The following is a 19,500-nucleotide window of genomic DNA, read 5'->3' as shown; positions in this document are numbered from 1 at the left end:
AAAAATATGAGCAGACATATTCAATATTCAATTGTCGTCCCGGTGTATAACGAAGAACCCGTCATTCAGACAACCTATCAGCGCCTGAAAGAAGTCATGGATCAAACAAAAGACCATTATGAATTAATCTTTGTCAATGACGGAAGCAAAGACCGCAGTATTGAAATATTACGAGAACACAGTCTGATTGATCCGAGAGTGAAAATTATTGATTTTTCCAGAAACTTCGGACACCAGATCGCGATCACCGCGGGCATGGATTACGCAGAGGGAAATGCAATCGTCGTCATTGACGCCGATTTGCAGGACCCTCCCGAACTAATCCTTGATATGATTGAACAGTGGAAAGAAGGCTACGATGTCGTGTACGCCGTCAGAACAAAACGAAAGGGAGAAACCTTTTTCAAGAAACAGACGGCTTCTATGTTTTACCGGCTGCTTCGGAGCGTGACTGATATTGATATTCCGCTCGATACCGGAGATTTCCGCCTGCTGGACCGAAAAGTCTGCGACGAAATGAAAAGATTAAAAGAGAAAAATCCTTTTGTCAGGGGGCTCGTCAGCTGGGTCGGCTTTAAGCAGACTGCTGTTGAGTATGAACGTGATGAGAGGCTTGCGGGAGAAACGAAATACCCGCTTAAAAAAATGCTTAAGCTTTCCATGGACGGTATCACAACGTTCTCCCATAAACCGCTCAAGGCGGCAAGCTACGCGGGAATGATGATGTCCGGGGCGGGTTTTCTCTATATGTTTATCGTTTTATATATGAAACTCTTTACAGACAGCACCATAACGGGCTGGTCCTCTCTGATTGTGATACAGCTGTTATTCAGCGGCATCGTCCTTTTAATGCTCGGAATGATCGGCGAATATATCGGAAGGATTTATGATGAAGCAAAAGACCGTCCGCTCTATATCGTGCAAAAAGCGTACGGCATTAAAAACGAAAAGGTTTATCGGGATCAGCATATGTCTTAACCGAAACACCCTGTCCGTCCACCCGGGCAGGGTGCTTTTATGTCAAAAAAAAAGCCGCAGGAACACATCGTGTCCCGCGGCTTTTTCATTCATCTGCGGCCGGTCTGGATGTGCAGAGAGCGCATGATCAAGACGGTTCCCGTCAGGTTCAATAAAATGCTTGCACCCAGCGTCATGCCCCAAGCAACGTTTTGCTGAGGAAGCTGAATGCTCAGCTGCAATAAGATAAGTCCGGTAACGACCAGCAAAAGTCCGGTATGTTTCATAGGTATGTATCCTCCTTTGTACAATCTTTCATACGGACGGTCTGCGCTGAAAATTTCATTATTGATGTAAAAAAATCCAAGGCCGCTGCCTTGGATTTTTGTTAAGACGATGTTTCTTCTTTATGAGTCAGTTTCATTTTTTTCGTCATTTCCTTGCCGTTTCTGATAATCTTCACGTCAACGGTGCTGCCGACTTTCGTATTCTTATAGAGAATATTGCGAAGTTCGCTGCCCGTGTCAGTTTCTTTCCCTTTCAAGCTGATAATGATGTCTTCTGCTTTTAATCCGGCTTTGGCTGCAGGGGATCCCTGTGCCACTTCGCGAATGTAAACCCCTTTATTCAGCTGTTTGCCGAAAAGCCCGAGTGTGCCTTCCTGATAGTTTTGCGGCACTTGCTCCAAGTCGATCATGCTCACCCCGATATAAGGGCGCTCCACCTGTCCTTTCGTGAGAAGCTCTTCGGCAATCGGTTTTACATCGTTGCTCGGAATCGCAAAGCCGATGCCTTCTACATCATTTTCACTGATTTTCATGCTGTTGATACCGATGATTTTGCCGTCTGTATTCAAGAGCGGCCCGCCGCTGTTTCCGGGATTGATCGCGGCATCGGTTTGAATGACGTTGATGCTTGACTCACCGGCTGACGTGGAAATCGAGACCGTTCTGTTTAAGCCGCTCACGATTCCCTGTGTGACGGTGCGGGACAGGTCTTTGCCGAGCGGATCACCAATGGCGATCACGGATTCACCCGTTCTGAGAGCGGATGAACTGCCGAAGCTTGCCGTTTTTGTTACGTGTTTATCACTGATTTCTAATACGGCCAAGTCTGTCAGTGAATCACGGCCGACGAGTTTAGCTGTTACATCGGTGCCGTCATATAATGACACTTTAAGGGAAGAGGCGCCTTCAACCACGTGGTTATTCGTAATAATATACGCTTTGCCGTTTGCTTTCTTAAAGATAACGCCGGAACCTGAGCCTGTTTCCGCATCTTCACCCGATGAATTTGAGTTCGAATCTGAACCGGAACCGAATCCGAATAAATCTGAACTGTTTTGCTGCTTTTGCAGATTCGTGATTCCAACGATCGCCGGTGAAATGTCTTCCACCATATTCGAAATGCTGCTTGAATTTGCGGATGAGCTGTTTGCCGATTTGCCGCTGCCGGAATCAGAAGATGTCTGCTTAGCGGTTACTGAAGACGTTTCCTGAGCGGGAGCCGGATTTGAAGTATCTTGAGTCTGATGGTCCCCAAGCGGCGTAAATGTATAGATGCCGAGAGCGAGCCCTCCGCCGATCACCCCGCCGAGAAGCGGTCTGAACCAGCCGAAGCTTCGTTTTTTCTTGTCCTCGTCCGGCGCGGAATATCTCGCCGGCTGCTGATTTTCTTTTACTAAAAGGACTTCCTGTTCTTTTTGGTCTGTCCGATTTTCATCACGATAGTTATCCATCATGTTCACTCCGTTTCTCTATTTCATCATAGCATGATTTGCCTATTATTACTGACTCCATCTTAAACAAAAAGTGTGGGATAATAATGAAAAGATTGTGGGAAATTGTGAAAAAGACATAATCGGACGGCGGCGCTCTATATTGACAATTTCCATCGGATTTGAAATAATAAATAAGATATTATGTTCAATCCTTCACATGAAAAGATATGAAAATTCTGTCAAGCTAATGGGGGGAATCTGTTAGCTTTTTCGCTTTGTCAAATTTTAGAAAGGGGCTGTCAAATGAAAGAAAAACATCACTGGATTATTTCTCTGCTTGCTGTGCTGGCGGTCGGGCCGGGACTGATGTCGAACACCGCTCTTGCGGCTGTCCAAAGCCTTGTCCGGCAGACGGTCGGCGGGGAAAACTTTGACTCTTTTCATCCGATTATTATCGGTAATATGGCATTCGCCTTATTTGTGCCGGCTGGGCCGTATTTAAGAAAAAGGTTCGGCTCCCGGCCTGTCTATATGGTTTCTATGGCTGCAGCTGTCATCGGTGCGCTGCTTGCTGCTGTGACAAATGATATTTACCTGCTCGCTGCGGGCCGTTTGCTGCAAGGAGCTGCGGCGGGCACTATGCTGATGATTATGATTCCGATGCTGGTGCTTTCGTTTCCGATTGAGCGCCGCAATCACGCCTTATTTGTGTTAATCGGCGGATTTTACGGGTCTGTCATTATGGGAACCGTTTTAGGCACGGCGGCGGCAAGCGCCGGCCATTGGCATTGGCTGTTTATCATTTTTGGCCTGCTGTCTTTATTCGGCTTGATTTTCAGTTATGTGTGGCTGCGGGATGATGCTCATAAAAATGCTGAAAAATCTCCATTTGACGGCATCGGTTTTCTTTTGGCGGGTGTATCAGCCGTGCTGACCGCTTATACGTTTATTCATCTGCCGAAATGGGGCTTTTCGTCTTGGCATACATTGGCGGGATTTGGCGGAAGCTTCGTCATTCTGCTGATCCTGCTGATTATGCAGTACAGAAACGAACATGCGCTGATTTCGATTAAACTGATGCTGATTCCAAAGCCGATTCTGGGTGTTTTCATGATCGCCGCGGCCAGCATTTCCATAGCGGTCAGCCTTTCTGCATTTCGCGGGGAGCTTCAAACGGCATACCATTTATCACAAACCCAGTTAATATTCTTATATGCGAGCCTTTTGGGAGGCGTGGCCGTTGCCGCTGTCATCAGTGCTCTAGCATATGATAAAGTCGGCCCGGGCATGCTCGGCATAACAGGCTCTGTTATATTGGTGTTCGTGAATTTTCAATGGATGACGACGGATCATCATCTGCCGCTTATTCTATTTGCGGGGCTTTTCGTGATGCTGGCAGCCGGGACAGGGCTTATCGTGGCGGCCGGACTGATGGGCGCCGCGTTGGGCGGGCCGCTTCCGGAACTGGTGAAACGCATGACGGCCGTTCAGTTTTTACGGCTGTTCATTTATATGGGCGCGCCTGTATTAATCGGGTATTTTACGAAAAGAGATGCTTCGGGCACGCTTTGGGGCGCGCACAGCACACAATCGCACTATGACCAGCTGATGGGGACATACAGCGATCTGTTTCTTATTGCTTTTATCTTTAGCCTGCTTTTAGTGTGTTTATCATTTGTGATGAATGCGACAGGCATGGGACATAAGCTGGCGCATAAACCGCATGCCGTACGCAGGCAGGCGGCTGAAGAGCCTTCGCCGCAGGCTCCTGAACCGATCAGGCATCAGGTCATTCCCGATCGCGAATACAGAAGTGCGGTCAGACAGTTTCAGGGTCACTCTATAAACAAAAACAGTATGTAACTTTTTCTATCAGCAAACCCTTTTCCCCGTGAAAAGGGTTTGTTTTTTCCTATAATGGCATAATGATATATTGCATGTTTCATCCTTTTTTAATATAATTTGTTAGAATATTCATAATTTAATATCGGAATTTTAAATAAAAAAGGAGGCATTATATGAAACTGTATCTATCTGTAGACATGGAGGGGATTTCCGGACTGCCGGATGAAACATTTGTCAATTCCCGCATGCACAATTATGAGCGCGGCAGGGTTCTGATGACCGAAGAAGCAAACTGGTGCATCGCTGAAGCGTTTAATAACGGATGCACGGAAGTGACCGTAAATGACAGCCATTCTAAGATGAATAATCTGCTTGCAGAAAAACTTCATCCTGAGGCAGAGCTGATCACGGGGGATGTCAAGCCGTTTTCTATGATGCAGGGGCTTGATGAATCATATGCGGGCGCGATGTTTATCGGCTATCATGCAAGAGCCTCGATGCCGGGCGTCATGTCACACAGCATGATTTTCGGCGTGCGCCATTTTTACATAAATGATAAGCCGGTCGGTGAACTGGGGCTGAATGCCTACCTCGCCGGATTTTACGGCGTCCCGGTTATCATGGCAGCAGGAGACGATTGCGCCGCAAAAGAAGCGGAGGAGCTGATACCGAATGTGACGACTGCCGCTGTCAAACAAACCATTTCAAGAACCGCTGTCAAATGCCTGTCTCCTCAAAAAGCCGGGCGGCTCCTGACGGAAAAAACAGCTTATGCGCTCAAAAATAAAGATAAGGTCAAGCCGCTGACACCGCCTGATCGACCTGTATTAGGCATTGAATTTGCCAACTACGGACAGGCTGAATGGGCCCATTTAATGCCGGGCACAGAAATTGTACCGAAAACGACAACCGTTCAATTTCAGGCAAAAGACATGCCGGAAGCTTATCAGGCCATGCTCGTCATGACAGAACTCGCCATGAGAACAACATTCTGTTAAAGGGGTGAACGGCATGCTGCGGTATTTTATCAAACGTTTTATCGCCATGATTGTGACCGTGCTCGTCATCACCACTCTGACATTTGTCATGATGAAAGTGATACCCGGCTCGCCTTTTAACGAAGAGCGGGGCACAAACGAAGCGGTCCAGCGAAATCTCGAATCCTACTACCATCTCAACGAACCTCTTATCACTCAATACGCCATTTATCTAAAATCCATTCTCACCTTTGATTTCGGTCCTTCAATCAAAAAACCGTCAGACAGTGTAAACGCCATGCTTGAACGCGGATTTCCCGTTTCCTTTGAGCTTGGCATAACGGCGATCATCATCGCAGTTATTTCAGGGCTCGCGCTCGGCATAACGGCCGCTCTCAGACGCGGCGGCTTTCTCGATTATGCAGCCATGAGCCTTGCGGTGCTGGGGATTTCCATTCCGAATTTTATTATGGCGACACTGCTGATTCAGCAATTCGCTGTTCATCTGAAATGGTTTCCGGCAGCCACATGGACGAGTCCCATACATATGGTCCTGCCGACTGTTGCGCTTGCCGTCGGCCCTATGGCCATTATCGCGAGGCTGACAAGGTCAAGCATGGCAGAAGTGCTGACTCAGGATTATATCCGCACGGCAAAAGCAAAAGGTCTTTCCCCTGTCAAAATTGTCATCAAACACGCCTTGAAAAATGCTCTTATGCCCGTTGTGACAGTACTCGGCACGCTTGCTGCAAGTATCCTGACGGGCAGTTTCGTCATCGAGAAAATCTTTGCCATTCCGGGAATGGGCAAATATTTCGTGGAAAGCATCAATCAGCGTGACTACCCGGTGATTATGGGAACGACCGTTTTTTACAGTGTGATTTTGATCGTCATGCTGTTTCTGGTTGATTTGGCATACGGCCTGCTGGATCCGCGCATAAAACTTCATAAGAAAGGGGGAGCCTGATGAATCTCCCGCAAGAAACGGTAAAACACACAGAAGTGCCAGATGAGTGGTTTCAGCCGGGCATGGAAAGAAAGGGTGAAACCGAGTCGGTGAAGCGTCCGAGCCTGTCTTACACACAGGATGCGTGGCGGCGGCTTAAAAAGAACAAATTGGCGATGGCCGGCCTTGTGATTTTATGCTTCCTGTTTCTTTCAGCTGTGTTCGGTCCGCTGATATCACCGCACAGTGTGACGAGGCAGACGCTCGCCGAGCAGAATCTTCCGCCGTCTTTTTCACATTGGTTCGGAACCGACGAACTGGGACGGGACGTGTTTACAAGAACGTGGTACGGAGCGAGGATCTCTTTATTTGTCGGTGTGATGGCGGCATTAATTGACTTTTTGATCGGCGTCATTTACGGCGGCATCGCCGGCTACAAAGGTGGGCGGACAGACAGCGCCATGATGAGAATTATCGAAGTTCTCTACGGCTTGCCGTATCTGCTCGTTGTCATTTTGTTAATGGTGCTGATGGGACCGGGGCTCGGTTCCATCATCGTCGCTCTGACCGTGACGGGATGGGTCGGCATGGCGCGGATTGTCAGAGGGCAGGTGCTGAGGATGAAGCATGATGAACACGTGCTTGCTTCGAAAACGTTTGGAGCGAAAACATTTCGGATCATTAAGAAAAATCTGCTGCCGAATACGATGGGAGCCATTATTGTCCAAATGACGCTGACGGTGCCGGCGGCGATTTTTGCGGAATCATTTCTAAGTTTTCTCGGACTCGGCATTCAGGCGCCGTTTGCAAGCTGGGGCGTCATGGCAAACGACGGGCTTCCGGCGATTTTATCAGGCCATTGGTGGCGGCTGTTTTTCCCCGCCTTTTTCATTTCCTTAACGATGTACGCGTTTAACGTGCTTGGAGACGGCTTGCAGGACGCGTTAGATCCGAAACTGAGGAGGTAGGGAAAATGACGCAGCCAATTCTATCAGTTCAAAATCTGCATGTTACTTTTTCGACATACGGCGGCACCGTAAAAGCCGTCAGAGGCGTCGGCTTTGATTTATATAAAGGTGAAACGTTTGCGATCGTCGGTGAATCGGGCTGCGGAAAAAGCGTGACGTCACAAGCCATGATGGGTCTTCTTCCGAAACATTCGGCAACGATTGAATCCGGAAGCATACAATTTAAACAGAAAGACCTTTGCCAAATGACGGAGCGGGAAATGCGGGGAATTCGGGGGCGCGACATTTCTATGATTTTTCAGGACCCGATGACGGCGCTCAATCCGACGTTAACCATAGGGGATCAGCTTTCGGAAGCGCTGTTGGAACACCGCGCCATGACGAGAAAAAAAGCTGAATCCGAGGTTCTCGCCATGCTGGATCTGGTCGGAATCCCTGACTCGAAATCCCGCCTGAAGCAGTATCCTCACCAATTAAGCGGGGGCATGCGGCAGCGGATCGTGATCGCGATGGCGCTGATCTGTGAGCCGGAAATCATGATCGCCGATGAACCGACAACGGCTCTTGATGTGACGATTCAAGCGCAAATCCTTGAATTATTTAAGAAGATTCAAAGAAAAACAGGCGTATCTATAATTCTGATCACACATGACCTCGGTGTTGTTGCTCAAACCGCTGACAGGGTCGCCGTCATGTATGCGGGAAAAATCGCCGAAATCGGCACGAGGCATGATATTTTTTACCGGCCGGCTCATCCCTACACAAAGGGGCTGCTCCGCTCAGTGCCGCGGCTGGATATGGAGGACAGTGAGCTTTCGCCGATTGACGGGACTCCGCCTGATTTATTCGATCCGCCGCCGGGCTGTCCGTTTGCCGCCCGCTGTCCGGACAGGATGATCGTCTGTGAAAAGGTATATCCGGAAACAACCGTGAAATCCAAAAGCCATTTCGTCAATTGCTGGCTTCAGGATCACCGTGCCGAGCGGCTGAAGCACAAACAGCTGACGGCACCAGAGGAAAAAGGGGGATTCAAATGAAAAAGAAATGGGCGATCGGAGTGATTGCTGTTGTTTCGTTTGCTTTGATGGGCTGTACGGCCAATGAGCAGGCGGGGACAGAACCCGGCAAAGCAAAAGAACAGGGGGGCGAATCGGTGCTCCGGCTCAATAACGAAAATGAGCCGACCTCACTTGACCCGCCGATCGGATTTAATAATGTTTCCTGGCAGCCGCTGAATAACATCATGGAAGGTTTAACGAGGCTTGGAAAAGATAATAAGCCCGAACCGGCTATGGCGGAAAGCTGGAAGGTGTCCGCTGATAAGCTGACATATACCTTCAATATCCGTAATAACGCCAAATGGACAAATGGCGATCCCGTCACGGCGGAAGACTTCGTCTACGCCTGGAAACGGATGCTTGATCCGAAAACGGGCGCATCATCCGCATTTCTCGGCTACATGATCAAAGGCGGGGAAGAATTTAACAGCGGAAAAGGCAAAAAAGAAGACGTGAAAGTTGAGGCAAAAGATAAAAAAACACTGGTCGTCACATTGGCGGCACCGCAGGATTATTTTCTCAGTGTCGTGTCCAATCCGGCGTATTTCCCGATTAATGAAAAGGCCGCCAAGGCTGATCCGAAATGGTTCACTGAAGCGAAAACCTTTGTCGGCAACGGACCGTTCAAGCTGACGGAATGGAAGCATGATGACAGCATGACGATGGTCAAAAACGAGACGTATTGGGATAAAAAGACGGTGAAACTGGATCAAGTCACATGGGCGATGGTCAGTGACCGGAATACAGACTATCAAATGTTCCAGTCGGGGGATTTGGATACCGCTTTCGTGCCGGCAGAGCTGAGTGAGCAGCTGATGAGCGGAAAAAACGTCCGCACGTGGGATCAGGCCGGACTTTATTTCTATCGCTTTAACGTAAAAATGGAGCCGTTCCAAAATGAAAAGATCAGAAAAGCGTTTGCTGCAGCTATTGATCAAAAAGAAATCACGGATTATGTGACCAAAAACAGGGAAAAGCCGGCGCATGCTTTCGTATCTCCGGGATTTACGCAGCCTGACGGGAAAGATTTCCGCGAAGCGGGCGGCAGTTTATTAACCCCGAATGAATCAGAAGCCAAAAAACTGCTGGAAAAGGGCATGGCAGAAGAGCATTATGATAAGCTGCCTGAAGTCACACTGACATACAGCACAAAACCGGAGCATAAGAAAATAGCGGAAGCGATGCAGCAGAAGCTCAAAAGTGTGCTCGGTATAGACATTAAGCTCGCCAATATGGAATGGAACGTCTTTTTAGAGGAGCAGAAAGGACTGAAGTTCCAGTTTTCTCAAAGCTCATTTTTACCGGATTACGCAGATCCGATCAGTTTTCTTGAAGCCTTCCAGACGGGGAATTCCATGAACCGCACAGGATGGGGCAGCGCGGATTACGACGAATATATCAAGCAGGCAAAACAGGAAGCCGATGCAAAAAAACGTTTTGCGCTCATGCATAAAGCGGAAAAGCTGCTCATGAACGAGGCACCGATCATTCCGATTTATTTTTACAATCAGGTGCATCTGCAGAACAGCGGCGTGAAAGGGATTGTCCGGCATCCCGTCGGTTACATTGATCTGAAATGGGCGGAAAAGTCCTGATATCACAACGGAAACAAATACCGCTCTTTTGACGTTAAAGGAGCGGTCTGTTTCACTTTTCAATCCATGGAAAAGGAGATTGAAAAAGCCATGAACTATAAACCGAAAGCACTGCAAAAAGGCGACACGATCGGTGTGATTGCCCCTGCGAGCCCGCCTGAGAGCGGGACGCTGCAAACCGCGCTGCTTTTTTTAGAAGATGAGCTTGGTCTTCAAGTGAAACTCGGCCGGGCGCTGAAAGCCCGTCACGGCTATTTGGCGGGAGAGGACCGCGCGCGTCTCGATGATCTTCATGACATGTTTAGCGATCAGAAAGTCAAAGCAGTGATATGCGCGTGCGGAGGATTCGGCACGGGCCGCATTGCCGCTGATATCGACTTCGGCTTAATCCGCCGCAATCCGAAAATTTTCTGGGGATACAGCGATATTACGTTTTTACATACCGCCATTCATCAAAATACAGGACTCGTCACATTTCACGGCCCGATGCTGAGTACGGATGTCGGGCTGGATGATGCTGATCCGCTGACAAAGGCGTCATATCACCAGCTTTTTGCAGAAACGGAATTCACCTATACGGAGGACATTTCCCCCTTAGAGGTGCTGACAGACGGAAGAGCCGAGGGAGAGCTTGCGGGCGGCAATCTATCCCTCGTTACATCGACACTCGGCACGCCGTTTGAAATTGATACAAAAAACAAATTGCTGTTTATCGAGGATATTGATGAGGAACCGTATCAAATCGACAGAATGCTGAATCAATTAAAAATGGCCGGAAAACTGTCAGACGCAGCAGGAATTTTGGTCTGTGATTTTCACCAATGCGAACCGAAGAATAAAGAAAAGTCTCTTACTTTAGAGCAAGTGCTGAACGATTACATTGTTAAGTCAGGAAAGCCTGCGCTTAAAGGCTTTAAAATCGGCCATTGTTCACCGAGCTTCGCCGTTCCGATCGGAGCCCGCGCGGTTATGGATACGGCGGCCAAAGCGGTAACGATTGAATCGGGGGTTTCGGGAAGGGAGTGATCAGGCGTGAGGATAACAGATATTCAAACGGGGCGGATATCCGTCCCGCTGAAAAAGCCGTTTAAGACCGCAATGCGCACGGTATACCATGCTGAATCGGTCATTGTGAAGCTCACATTTGACAACGGTCTGACCGGCTGGGGCGAGGCACCGCCGACGGTTGTGATTACAGGCGACAGCGTAGCCGGTATTGAAAGCGCCGTCTGCGATGTGCTGAAGCCCGCTCTCTTGGGGCGGAGCCTTTCCGGCATGGAAGCTGTGCTGTATGATATCAGCCGGCTATTGGAAAGGAATCAAAGCGCAAAAGCCGCTGTAGATATGGCTGTATATGACGGATGGGCGCAAATGCACGGGCAGCCGCTTTACCGGCTGCTCGGCGGCTATCGGAATACACTGGAAACGGATTTTACCGTCAGCGTCAATTCTCCAGAGGAGATGGCGGGGGACGCAGACCATTATGTAAATAAAGGGTTTCGTATTTTAAAAATAAAAGTCGGCATAGGTGATATATCAGACGATTTGGCGCGGATTCAGGCGGTCAGATCACGTGTCGGCGCAAACGTCAAACTGAGACTGGACGCGAATCAAGGCTGGACGCCGAAAGAAGCCGTGACCGCGATCCGAAAGATGGAAGACGCCGGACTCGGCATTGAGCTTGTCGAACAGCCTGTTCACAAAGACGATATCGGCGGGCTGAAGCAGGTCACCGATGCCGTAGACACGCCGATTATGGCGGATGAGAGCGTGTTTACGCCACGTCAGGCCTTTCACGTGCTGCAGACGAGAAGCGCCGATTTAATCAATATTAAGCTGATGAAAGCGGGCGGCATCAAGCATGCGGAAACAATCAATGCGATGGCGGAAACGTGCGGTGTGGAATGCATGGTCGGCAGCATGATTGAGACCAAGCTCGGCATCACCGCCGCAGCCCATTTTGCAGCGGGCAAACGCAATGTGACAAAGTTTGATTTTGATGCGCCGCTTATGCTGAAAAATGATCTCATTAAAGGCGGCATCACATACAGCGGCAGCCAGATTACGATCCCCGATAAACCGGGTCTCGGCATTACCGGTGTGTCGGTACAAGAGGAGGCGAAACAATGAGAGCAGCCGTAACTGCGGCGGCAGCCAACATATGGACGCTGCCGTCATCTCCCCGTTCGCATGATGCACCGATGCTCGAAAACCCGCCCAAGATCAGAAAATGGCTGGCGGCTATGGGATATGAAGAGCGGCTCCAATTATGCACGGCAAATCTTGTCCAAACGCAAGTGCTTTTCGGAGAAGAGGTGATCATTCTCAAAGAAGAAGGAGAGTGGGCTTTTGTTGCCGTTCCCGGTCAGCCTTCAAAAAAGGACACGCGCGGATATCCGGGCTGGATGAAGAAAAGCCAGCTTTCAGCATCCGGCTTTCAAACATCTTCTCCTGCCGTCTGGATTACCAAACCGACAGCTTTTTTATATCACACAAACGGCGAACCGGACTTGGAAGTGAGTTTCTTAACGCGTCTTCCGGCATCAGGACGTGGAAAAGGCTTTTTTCGCGTGATGACGCCGCTCGGGGAACGGCTCATAAATGAAGCTGACGCAGACGAATTTCGGCATACGGAAGGGCGCGCCGCAGATGTTATCGAAACGGCAATGATGTTTCTCGGGCTTCCGTATTTATGGGGAGGACTGAGCGGTTTCGGGTTTGATTGCTCCGGATTGATGTATTCGATATTTAAAGCAAACGGCTATACCCTTCCCCGGGATGCCCGGGACCAGGCAAAAGCGGGACGCGGCGCAGAAGTAAACGATATCCGGCCGGCAGACCTTTTGTTTTTCGCCTATGAAGAAGGAAAAGGCGCGATACACCATGTCGGTTTGGCGCTTGGAGACGGCAGGATGCTCCACTCCCCGAAAACGGGAAAAGCCATCGAAGTGCTGCGTTTGAAAGGAACCGTCTATGAAAAAGAATTATGCACCGTACGCCGCTGTATTAGCGAAAAGGGGGAATGAATATGACGGCATCTCCGCTCCTTGAAGTCAGCGGGCTGAAAATGCATTTTGACGCCGGAAGAAAGAAAGCCGTCAAAGCAGTCGACGGTGTCAGTTTTCACATTCAAAGAGGGGAAACATTCGGACTCGTCGGAGAATCGGGTTGCGGTAAATCGACGCTCGGAAGGGTTATTCTCCGTCTGTATGATCCGACGGCCGGGTCGGTATCATATGAAGGGACGGACATACACCGTGCCGCGGCAGAACAGCGGTCCGTCCTCTTCCGCAAGCTGCAGATGATTTTCCAAGACCCTTACGCCTCGTTAAATCCGCGTTTGACCGTACGTGAAATTATTATGGAGCCGATGGAAATCCATAATCTTTACAATACACGTAAAGCCCGGCTGATGATGGCCGATGAACTGCTTGAATCTGTCGGGCTCCATCCGGATTTCGGCAGCCGGTATCCCCACGAATTCAGCGGCGGACAGAGGCAGAGAATCGGGATTGCCAGAGCGCTTTCTCTGCACCCCGAGTTTATCGTGGCGGATGAGCCGATTTCCGCGCTTGATGTGTCCGTACAGGCCCAGGTCGTCAACCTTCTAAAAAGGCTTCAGAAAGAGAAAGGGCTGACATTTTTATTTATAGCCCACGATTTATCAATGGTTAAGCACATCAGCGACCGGATCGGCGTGATGTATTTGGGGCGCATGATGGAAATCACAGAAAGTGCTGCGCTTTATAAGGAACCGCTTCACCCTTACACGAAGGCGCTTTTATCCTCAATCCCGATTCCTGATCCGCTTCTTGAGGACAAGCGTGAACGGATCATTCTGAAAGGGGAGCTGCCGAGTCCCCTTAACCCGCCGAGCGGCTGTGTGTTCAGGACGCGATGTCCTGAAGCGATGGAGATCTGCGGCAGAATAACGCCTGAGCTTGAGGAAGTGAAGACAGGGCGTTTTGTCGCCTGCCACTTATATAAAAAAGAAAGCTGACCTTATGCCGTCAGCTTTCTTTTTGATTAAACCTGATGGAGAAATGACACGCAGACCGGATACGGAACCGGTACGTCGGATTGAAGCAGAGTCAGTCCGCCCGTTTCGGGGTCACGTTCAAACAAAACCAGATTTCCCGTTTCTTCATTTGACGCGACAAGGAATGTTTCGGACGGATCAAACGCGAAATCACGCGGCCAGTTTCCTTCTGTCGGCACCCATTCAATAAGAGACAATTCACCGGAATACTGGTTGATCTTAAAGATGGCGATGCTGTCATGTCCGCGGTTGGCCGCATAAAGAAATCTGCCGTCTTTAGATATGCGGATCGCGCTGCCCTGCGATTTGTCCGTAAATCCTTCAGGCAAAGCGGAAATGACCTGCAGCTCTCTGAATTCACCTAAGGTCGGGTTGTATTCAAGCGCAATGACTTCATTGCTGATTTCCGTCATGACGTAGGCGTATTTCTCCGCCGGATGGAAAACGATGTGGCGCGGCCCTGAACCGGGTGCGAAAGAATGGGTTTTCACCTCAGTGAGCACACCGTTTTTCATTTGGTACGTATACAGCGTATCCGTCCCTAAATCGAGGGCTGCAATGTAGTTATGCTCAGGTGTATAGCCTGCGAAATGGGCATGCGGCTTCTCTTGTCTTTCATGAGGGCCGGTCCCCGTATGAGCGGCTTCGGCTGCCGGCTCCCGCAGGCTTCCGTCCTCATTGACCGGAAAGGCGTGCACTTTTCCGCTGTGGTAATTCGCGGTTAACACATATTCATGTTTCTCATCAATGCTGACGTGGCACGGTGACGGGCCTTCAATCAGCTGATGGTTCACAAAAGTTAATTCCCCGCTGTTCTGATGAATCTGATAGGCTGCCACGCCGCCTTTACCGTCTGCTTTTTCAATGGAATACAGCATGCTGTTATCAGAGTTCGGTGTGACGTACGTCGGGTTGCCGAGCTTTGCAGCCAGCTTCGGCCGGCTGAGCCGTTTCGCTTCTGTATCAAGTTCAAAACAATAAATGCCTTCGCTTCCGCCTTTTGTATATGTTCCTGCATATCCTATGTACTTCGCCATTCGGTTTCCCCCTTTAAGTCTTGTCTTCTCTATATTAACGTATCTTGAAGGAAACTGCCTTGTAAATGTTTAAGATGTTCTGACAAGCGGAAGGGTGCAGCAGCGGAAGGAACCGCCTGACTTAATAATTTCGGAAAACTCGGTTTCTATGACTTTATATCCTCTTTTTCTAAGCTCGCGGTTCGTATGACGGTGCTGGGGCAGGCTGATAATTGTCTGATTCCCGATGGACAGGATATTCGGGCCGAGCGTAAATTGCTCTTCTTCAGGCACTTCTATCAGCTTAAAACGTTCGGCGAGAAGATCAATTTCTTTTTGCCCCAAGCCATTTTTGCAGTATAGCGCCTCCGTTTCCGAGATCATATTAAATACACAGTCCAAATGTAAGAAATCCTCCTTGAGAGGGATCGGCACAACGGTCATCTCCGGCAGCGCTTCCTGCAGCTCCCGGACAGCCGTTTTATCCGTGCGCTCGCTCAGCCCGGCATAAACGGTGCCGTCTGCGATCATGACGTCGCCGCCTTCAATGTTCGCTTTTCTGAGCCGCGTATAAGGGATGTTCTCCTCGTCAAGCAGGTTTTGAAAGACTTTTTCTTCTCCCTGCCTGACTGAAGCCGCCATGCTTGAAATAAACGCTGTATCTCCTAAGACAAATCCGATATCCCGGGTGAATACCTGCTCGGGCAATCCGGGATCGGCGGGAAGCAGGACGACTTCAATCTGATGGGATTTTAAAATGTCAACAAATGCATCATGCTGTTTGAGGGCAGCGGGGATGTCAATATTTTCTTGTTTGAAATGTTTTTGTGTTCCGTTAATAATATCTTTGATGGCCATGTGTTCCGGCCGGCATAAGATAACGGTCTTCAAAGCATCATATTCACTGCGGCATGCCGGTTTCTGTGTGGATTTGGTAATGGATACGTCCATGTGACAGCCTCCTATCAGTAATCAATGTGCGTTTATTATTCCCGGATGCGATGATTAATGAAACATTTCTGATAGAATATCTAACCAACTTAACATTTAAAATTTTAGACAAAATGGTCAAATTATTGTTTAATAAAGTACAGATGCAGTACGACCAGACACAAAGGGGAGTTTAAATCATATGAAGTTGCCAGAATCAAGGTTTTGCAAAGAAACAAGGGTTGTCAAGACAAGCAGGGTTTTTCCGCTCGATACGAATAATCACAATACGCTGTTTGGCGGAAAGCTGATGAGCTACATAGATGATATCGCCTCAATTTCCGCGGCCCGCCACTGCCGATGTGAAACAGTCACGGCCTCAATGGACTCTGTGGATTTTTTGCGCCCGATCGGCCAACAGGATTCCGTATGTCTTGAATCCTACGTCACATGGGTCGGCACATCGTCTATGGAGGTGTTTGTCAAAGTCATTAAAGAGCATTTGATGACGGGTGAACGCGAGCTTGCGGCAACGTCGTTTCTGACCTTTGTCGCGCTTGATTTAAACGGGAAATCGGTGGCCGTTCCGCGGATCGTGCCTGAAACCGAGGAAGAAATCATGCTTCACAAGACGGCCGTTCAGCGCGCCGGAGAACGAAAAAACCGCTTAACACACAGCAAGGCCCTGGCTGAGGCGCTTGGAACAGATAAGCCCTGGTAATCAATCGTCAAACCGCTTTTTTAAAAAGGCGGTTTTTTTACGCTGAAAAAGGACTTTTCCTGCCGGATCCATAATCTATTACAGGGAAAGGAGCGTGGCGTGTATGATGAAACATAAATCTTCCGGCACCATCCTGACAACCGGGCGTATCCGCCTGCGGACCATGCGGGATGACGATGAAGACAATTTGTACGGGCTGTTTACCGACAAAGAGGTCATGAAATATTATCCTTCTCTTAAAAGCAGGCGTGAAACGAAGGAATGGATTGCCTGGAACAAACGGCTGGCCAAAGGATACGGCGTCAGTCTTTGGATCGCAGAGGATAAAGAGACGGGCGCATTTCTCGGTCAATGCGGAATCGTTCCGCAGACGGTAAACGGAAACACATTGATGGAAATCGGCTATATGGTTGCCCGCAGCCTCTGGGGATGCGGTTATGCGACGGAGGCTGCAAAAGCCTGTCTGGACTACGGTTTTCATACACAGCAATACGGACGCATCACGGCGCTGATTGACCCGGATAATCTTGCTTCCGTCCGCGTCGCGGAAAAAATCGGCATGGTGCCAGGAGAGACTGTTAACAAATGGGAGAGGCAGCTGACGGTTTTTGATATCACATCTGGCGTTGAACGTTTCGGCGAAATGTAGTATGATACGAACAGACATGTTTTCTAGGGTTCCGCATGTTCATACATGGCCTGGTCCGAGAGAAAACACATATGCGGACATATTCCCGCGTATGCACACGGAGGGAAAAAAGCCCGGGAGAGTCAATCTCATGTGAGACGACTATCCGGGCTTTTTGTATTGTCCGGAAACAGAAAGGGTGAAGAACATGAAATGGGGTTTAGTGGTCATAGCGGCCGTATTTGAAGTTGTATGGGTCACCGGCCTGAAACATGCTGATTCGGCACTGACGTGGAGCGCCACAATTATGGGAATCATCATCAGTTTTTATCTATTAATCAAGGCGACAAACAGCCTGCCCGTTGGAACGGTATATGCGGTCTTTACCGGACTCGGGACAGCGGGCACCGTGCTTAGTGAAATTTTGCTTTTCAAAGAGCAGGCCGATCCGGTGAAAATCGTGCTGATCGGCGTTTTGCTGATCGGTGTCATCGGATTAAAACTGGTCACACAGGATGAGCCTGAGACGAAGGGGGAGAACGCGTAATGCATTGGATCAGCCTGATTGCCGCGGGCCTTTGTGAAATGCTCGGGGTCATTTTAATGAATCAATTCCAGAAAGAAAAGAAAGTCAAATGGATTCTTTTCATTATCGTCGGATTCGCGGCTTCTTTTTCCCTGCTTTCTTATGCGATGGAGACGATTGCGATGGGAACGGCCTATGCGATCTGGACCGGTATCGGCACGGCGGGCGGCGCTTTAGCCGGCATTCTTTTCTACGGCGAGCAGAAGGATGCGAAGCGCATCTTTTTCATTGCGCTTATTTTGTGCGCCGCCGCAGGGCTGAAAATTCTATCATAAATTGATTTTTATCAAATTTTCAGTATAATCTATAATAAGTTACGAATTATGAAGATACGAGGGATTAAAGCATATGAATTCATATATGACACAGCGGCTGAAAGAATACCGCGACGGGAATGAGGAAAAAGGGCGCCTGCTTGTCAGCTGCCCCGATCAGCCGGGAATTGTATCGGCTGTGTCCGCGTTTTTGTTTGACCACGGCGCAAATATTATTGAATCAAATCAATATACGACTGACCCTGAAGGCGGACGTTTTTTTCTCAGAATTGAATTCGACTGCAAGGGCATTCGTGAGAAAAAAGAGGATTTAAAGCAGGCGTTCGCCTCAATCGCCCAGACATTCGGCATGACATGGAGCCTCTCTCTGGCAAGTGAGCTGAAGCGCGTGGCAATCTTTGTATCCAAAGAGCTGCACTGCCTTCATGAACTCATTTGGGAGTGGCAAAGCGGCAATATGATGGCCGAAATTGCTGTCGTCATCAGCAACCATGAAGAGGCGAAAGAAGTGGTCGAGCCGCTGAATATTCCGTTCCATTACATGAAAGCCAACAAAGACATCCGCGCCGAAGTGGAGCGGCGCCAGCTTGAGCTTCTGGAGCGGTATGAGATTGATGTGATCGTTCTTGCCCGCTACATGCAGATTTTGACGTCAGATTTTGTATCTGCCCATCCGAATCGGATTATTAACATCCACCATTCATTCCTGCCGGCCTTTATCGGCGCTAATCCGTATAAACGGGCTTATGAGCGCGGAGTGAAATTAATCGGGGCGACATCTCACTATGTGACGGACGATCTTGACGAAGGCCCGATTATTGAACAGGATATTGAACGCGTCGATCACAGAGATCACGCGGAGGATCTGAAGAATATCGGCAGAACCATTGAGCGCAGCGTGTTGGCGAGAGCCGTAAAATGGCACTTGGAAGACCGTGTCATCGTTCACGGAAACAAAACGATCGTATTTAATTGATAGCGGCCCGCCGGGGAGGCAGGCTGTTTTTATGGATAAAAATGTCTTGACAAGAACCTTTTTTCTTTGCATAATATAAAAAAATCATTGAGCGTTGAAGAGGATCAGTACGCAGAAATTTCTGTGACAGAGAGCAAAATGGCCCGCTGAAACATTTTGCCGCATGAAACCTGCCGAACCTGCCTTGGAGTCCTGAGGGGAAAACTCAGGCGCGATAACCTGGCGTTACAGGAAAGCGGGACGCGTGCAAAACGCGTTCAAAC

At 49.1% G+C, this 19,500-nt stretch carries 20 protein-coding genes, 1 riboswitch and 1 other annotated feature (1 of these 22 cut by a window edge); of the genes, 16 read left to right on the top strand and 4 right to left on the bottom strand.

The window, feature by feature from the left end:
* Nucleotides 1–6: 6 nt before the first annotated feature.
* Nucleotides 7–978: a glycosyltransferase family 2 protein gene (locus tag AUL54_RS04165; RefSeq protein ID WP_045925705.1), complete on the top strand. Its 972-nt coding sequence runs from the start codon at nt 7–9 to the stop codon at nt 976–978.
* Between the two features lie 89 nt (nt 979–1,067).
* Here AUL54_RS04165 and AUL54_RS21450 read toward each other — a convergent pair whose 3' ends face one another.
* Together AUL54_RS21450 and htrA are read right to left on the bottom strand one after the other, a co-directional pair.
* Nucleotides 1,068–1,244 carry a hypothetical protein gene (locus AUL54_RS21450; RefSeq protein WP_167388678.1) on the bottom strand — a complete coding sequence of 59 codons (177 nt, stop codon included), beginning with the start codon at nt 1,242–1,244 and terminating at the stop codon, nt 1,068–1,070.
* Between the two features lie 101 nt (nt 1,245–1,345).
* Nucleotides 1,346–2,695, bottom strand: a complete 1,350-nt coding sequence (gene htrA / locus AUL54_RS04160; RefSeq protein ID WP_158509241.1) for a serine protease HtrA — start codon at nt 2,693–2,695, stop codon at nt 1,346–1,348.
* Nucleotides 2,696–2,980: 285 nt separating this feature from the next.
* Here htrA and AUL54_RS04155 point away from each other — a divergent pair, with 285 nt between their 5' ends.
* From AUL54_RS04155 to AUL54_RS04110, 10 genes are all read left to right on the top strand, one after another.
* Nucleotides 2,981–4,540 (top strand): MFS transporter, encoded by a 1,560-nt coding sequence (locus AUL54_RS04155; protein WP_060962994.1) that lies wholly within the window; start codon nt 2,981–2,983, stop codon nt 4,538–4,540.
* A gap of 155 nt (nt 4,541–4,695) precedes the next feature.
* Entirely contained in the window at nt 4,696–5,520 is an 825-nt protein-coding gene (locus tag AUL54_RS04150) for a M55 family metallopeptidase (protein WP_060962993.1), read from the top strand.
* Between the two features lie 13 nt (nt 5,521–5,533).
* Nucleotides 5,534–6,466 carry an ABC transporter permease gene (locus AUL54_RS04145; protein WP_060962992.1) on the top strand — a complete coding sequence of 311 codons (933 nt, stop codon included), beginning with the start codon at nt 5,534–5,536 and terminating at the stop codon, nt 6,464–6,466.
* A complete protein-coding gene (locus tag AUL54_RS04140) occupies nt 6,466–7,413 on the top strand; it encodes an ABC transporter permease (RefSeq protein ID WP_060962991.1) in 948 nt (315 codons plus the stop codon). Before AUL54_RS04145 ends, AUL54_RS04140 begins: the two co-directional genes overlap by 1 nt.
* 5 nt (nt 7,414–7,418) lie before the next feature.
* Nucleotides 7,419–8,450: an ABC transporter ATP-binding protein gene (locus AUL54_RS04135; protein ID WP_060962990.1), complete on the top strand. Its 1,032-nt coding sequence runs from the start codon at nt 7,419–7,421 to the stop codon at nt 8,448–8,450.
* Nucleotides 8,447–10,066, top strand: a complete 1,620-nt coding sequence (locus AUL54_RS04130; protein WP_060962989.1) for a peptide ABC transporter substrate-binding protein — start codon at nt 8,447–8,449, stop codon at nt 10,064–10,066. The genes AUL54_RS04135 and AUL54_RS04130 overlap by 4 nt, the downstream gene beginning before the upstream one ends.
* A 66-nt stretch (nt 10,067–10,132) precedes the next feature.
* A complete protein-coding gene (locus AUL54_RS04125; protein ID WP_167388677.1) occupies nt 10,133–11,092 on the top strand; it encodes a S66 peptidase family protein in 960 nt (319 codons plus the stop codon).
* A gap of 6 nt (nt 11,093–11,098) precedes the next feature.
* The gene (locus tag AUL54_RS04120; RefSeq protein ID WP_060962988.1) at nt 11,099–12,196 is read left to right on the top strand and encodes a mandelate racemase/muconate lactonizing enzyme family protein; all 1,098 of its coding nucleotides are present in this window, start codon (nt 11,099–11,101) and stop codon (nt 12,194–12,196) included.
* A complete protein-coding gene (locus tag AUL54_RS04115) occupies nt 12,193–13,092 on the top strand; it encodes a C40 family peptidase (protein ID WP_060962987.1) in 900 nt (299 codons plus the stop codon). Before AUL54_RS04120 ends, AUL54_RS04115 begins: the two co-directional genes overlap by 4 nt.
* Nucleotides 13,093–13,094: 2 nt before the next feature.
* A complete protein-coding gene (locus AUL54_RS04110) occupies nt 13,095–14,066 on the top strand; it encodes an ABC transporter ATP-binding protein (protein WP_016936410.1) in 972 nt (323 codons plus the stop codon).
* Between the two features lie 26 nt (nt 14,067–14,092).
* Here the strand turns inward: AUL54_RS04110 and AUL54_RS04105 are convergent, their stop codons facing one another.
* Both AUL54_RS04105 and AUL54_RS04100 read right to left on the bottom strand, forming a co-directional pair.
* Entirely contained in the window at nt 14,093–15,142 is a 1,050-nt protein-coding gene (locus AUL54_RS04105; RefSeq protein ID WP_060962986.1) for a lactonase family protein, read from the bottom strand.
* 69 nt (nt 15,143–15,211) lie between these two features.
* Complete coding sequence (locus AUL54_RS04100) at nt 15,212–16,072, bottom strand: dimethylarginine dimethylaminohydrolase family protein (protein ID WP_060962985.1); 861 nt, start codon at nt 16,070–16,072, stop codon at nt 15,212–15,214.
* A 181-nt stretch (nt 16,073–16,253) separates the two neighbouring features.
* Here AUL54_RS04100 and AUL54_RS04095 point away from each other — a divergent pair, with 181 nt between their 5' ends.
* The 5 genes from AUL54_RS04095 to purU all read left to right on the top strand — a co-directional run bounded on the left by AUL54_RS04095 (nt 16,254) and on the right by purU (nt 19,237).
* Nucleotides 16,254–16,772 (top strand): acyl-CoA thioesterase, encoded by a 519-nt coding sequence (locus AUL54_RS04095; protein ID WP_060962984.1) that lies wholly within the window; start codon nt 16,254–16,256, stop codon nt 16,770–16,772.
* A gap of 103 nt (nt 16,773–16,875) precedes the next feature.
* The gene (locus AUL54_RS04090; protein WP_060962983.1) at nt 16,876–17,421 is read left to right on the top strand and encodes a GNAT family N-acetyltransferase; all 546 of its coding nucleotides are present in this window, start codon (nt 16,876–16,878) and stop codon (nt 17,419–17,421) included.
* 12 nt (nt 17,422–17,433) lie between these two features.
* A riboswitch (guanidine-I (ykkC/yxkD leader) is annotated at nt 17,434–17,543 on the top strand.
* A gap of 65 nt (nt 17,544–17,608) precedes the next feature.
* Nucleotides 17,609–17,947: a DMT family transporter gene (locus tag AUL54_RS04085; RefSeq protein ID WP_060962982.1), complete on the top strand. Its 339-nt coding sequence runs from the start codon at nt 17,609–17,611 to the stop codon at nt 17,945–17,947.
* Nucleotides 17,947–18,261 carry a DMT family transporter gene (locus tag AUL54_RS04080; protein WP_060962981.1) on the top strand — a complete coding sequence of 105 codons (315 nt, stop codon included), beginning with the start codon at nt 17,947–17,949 and terminating at the stop codon, nt 18,259–18,261. Before AUL54_RS04085 ends, AUL54_RS04080 begins: the two co-directional genes overlap by 1 nt.
* 73 nt (nt 18,262–18,334) lie before the next feature.
* Nucleotides 18,335–19,237 carry a formyltetrahydrofolate deformylase gene (gene purU / locus AUL54_RS04075; protein ID WP_016936403.1) on the top strand — a complete coding sequence of 301 codons (903 nt, stop codon included), beginning with the start codon at nt 18,335–18,337 and terminating at the stop codon, nt 19,235–19,237.
* 85 nt (nt 19,238–19,322) lie between these two features.
* Nucleotides 19,323–19,500, top strand: a binding site (T-box leader); it runs 36 nt beyond the window's last position.

Origin of the sequence: Bacillus sp. SDLI1, assembly GCF_001553895.1 — a bacterium.
Lineage (GTDB): Bacteria > Bacillota > Bacilli > Bacillales > Bacillaceae > Bacillus > Bacillus siamensis.
This window is presented reverse-complemented; position numbering and strand designations above follow the sequence as displayed.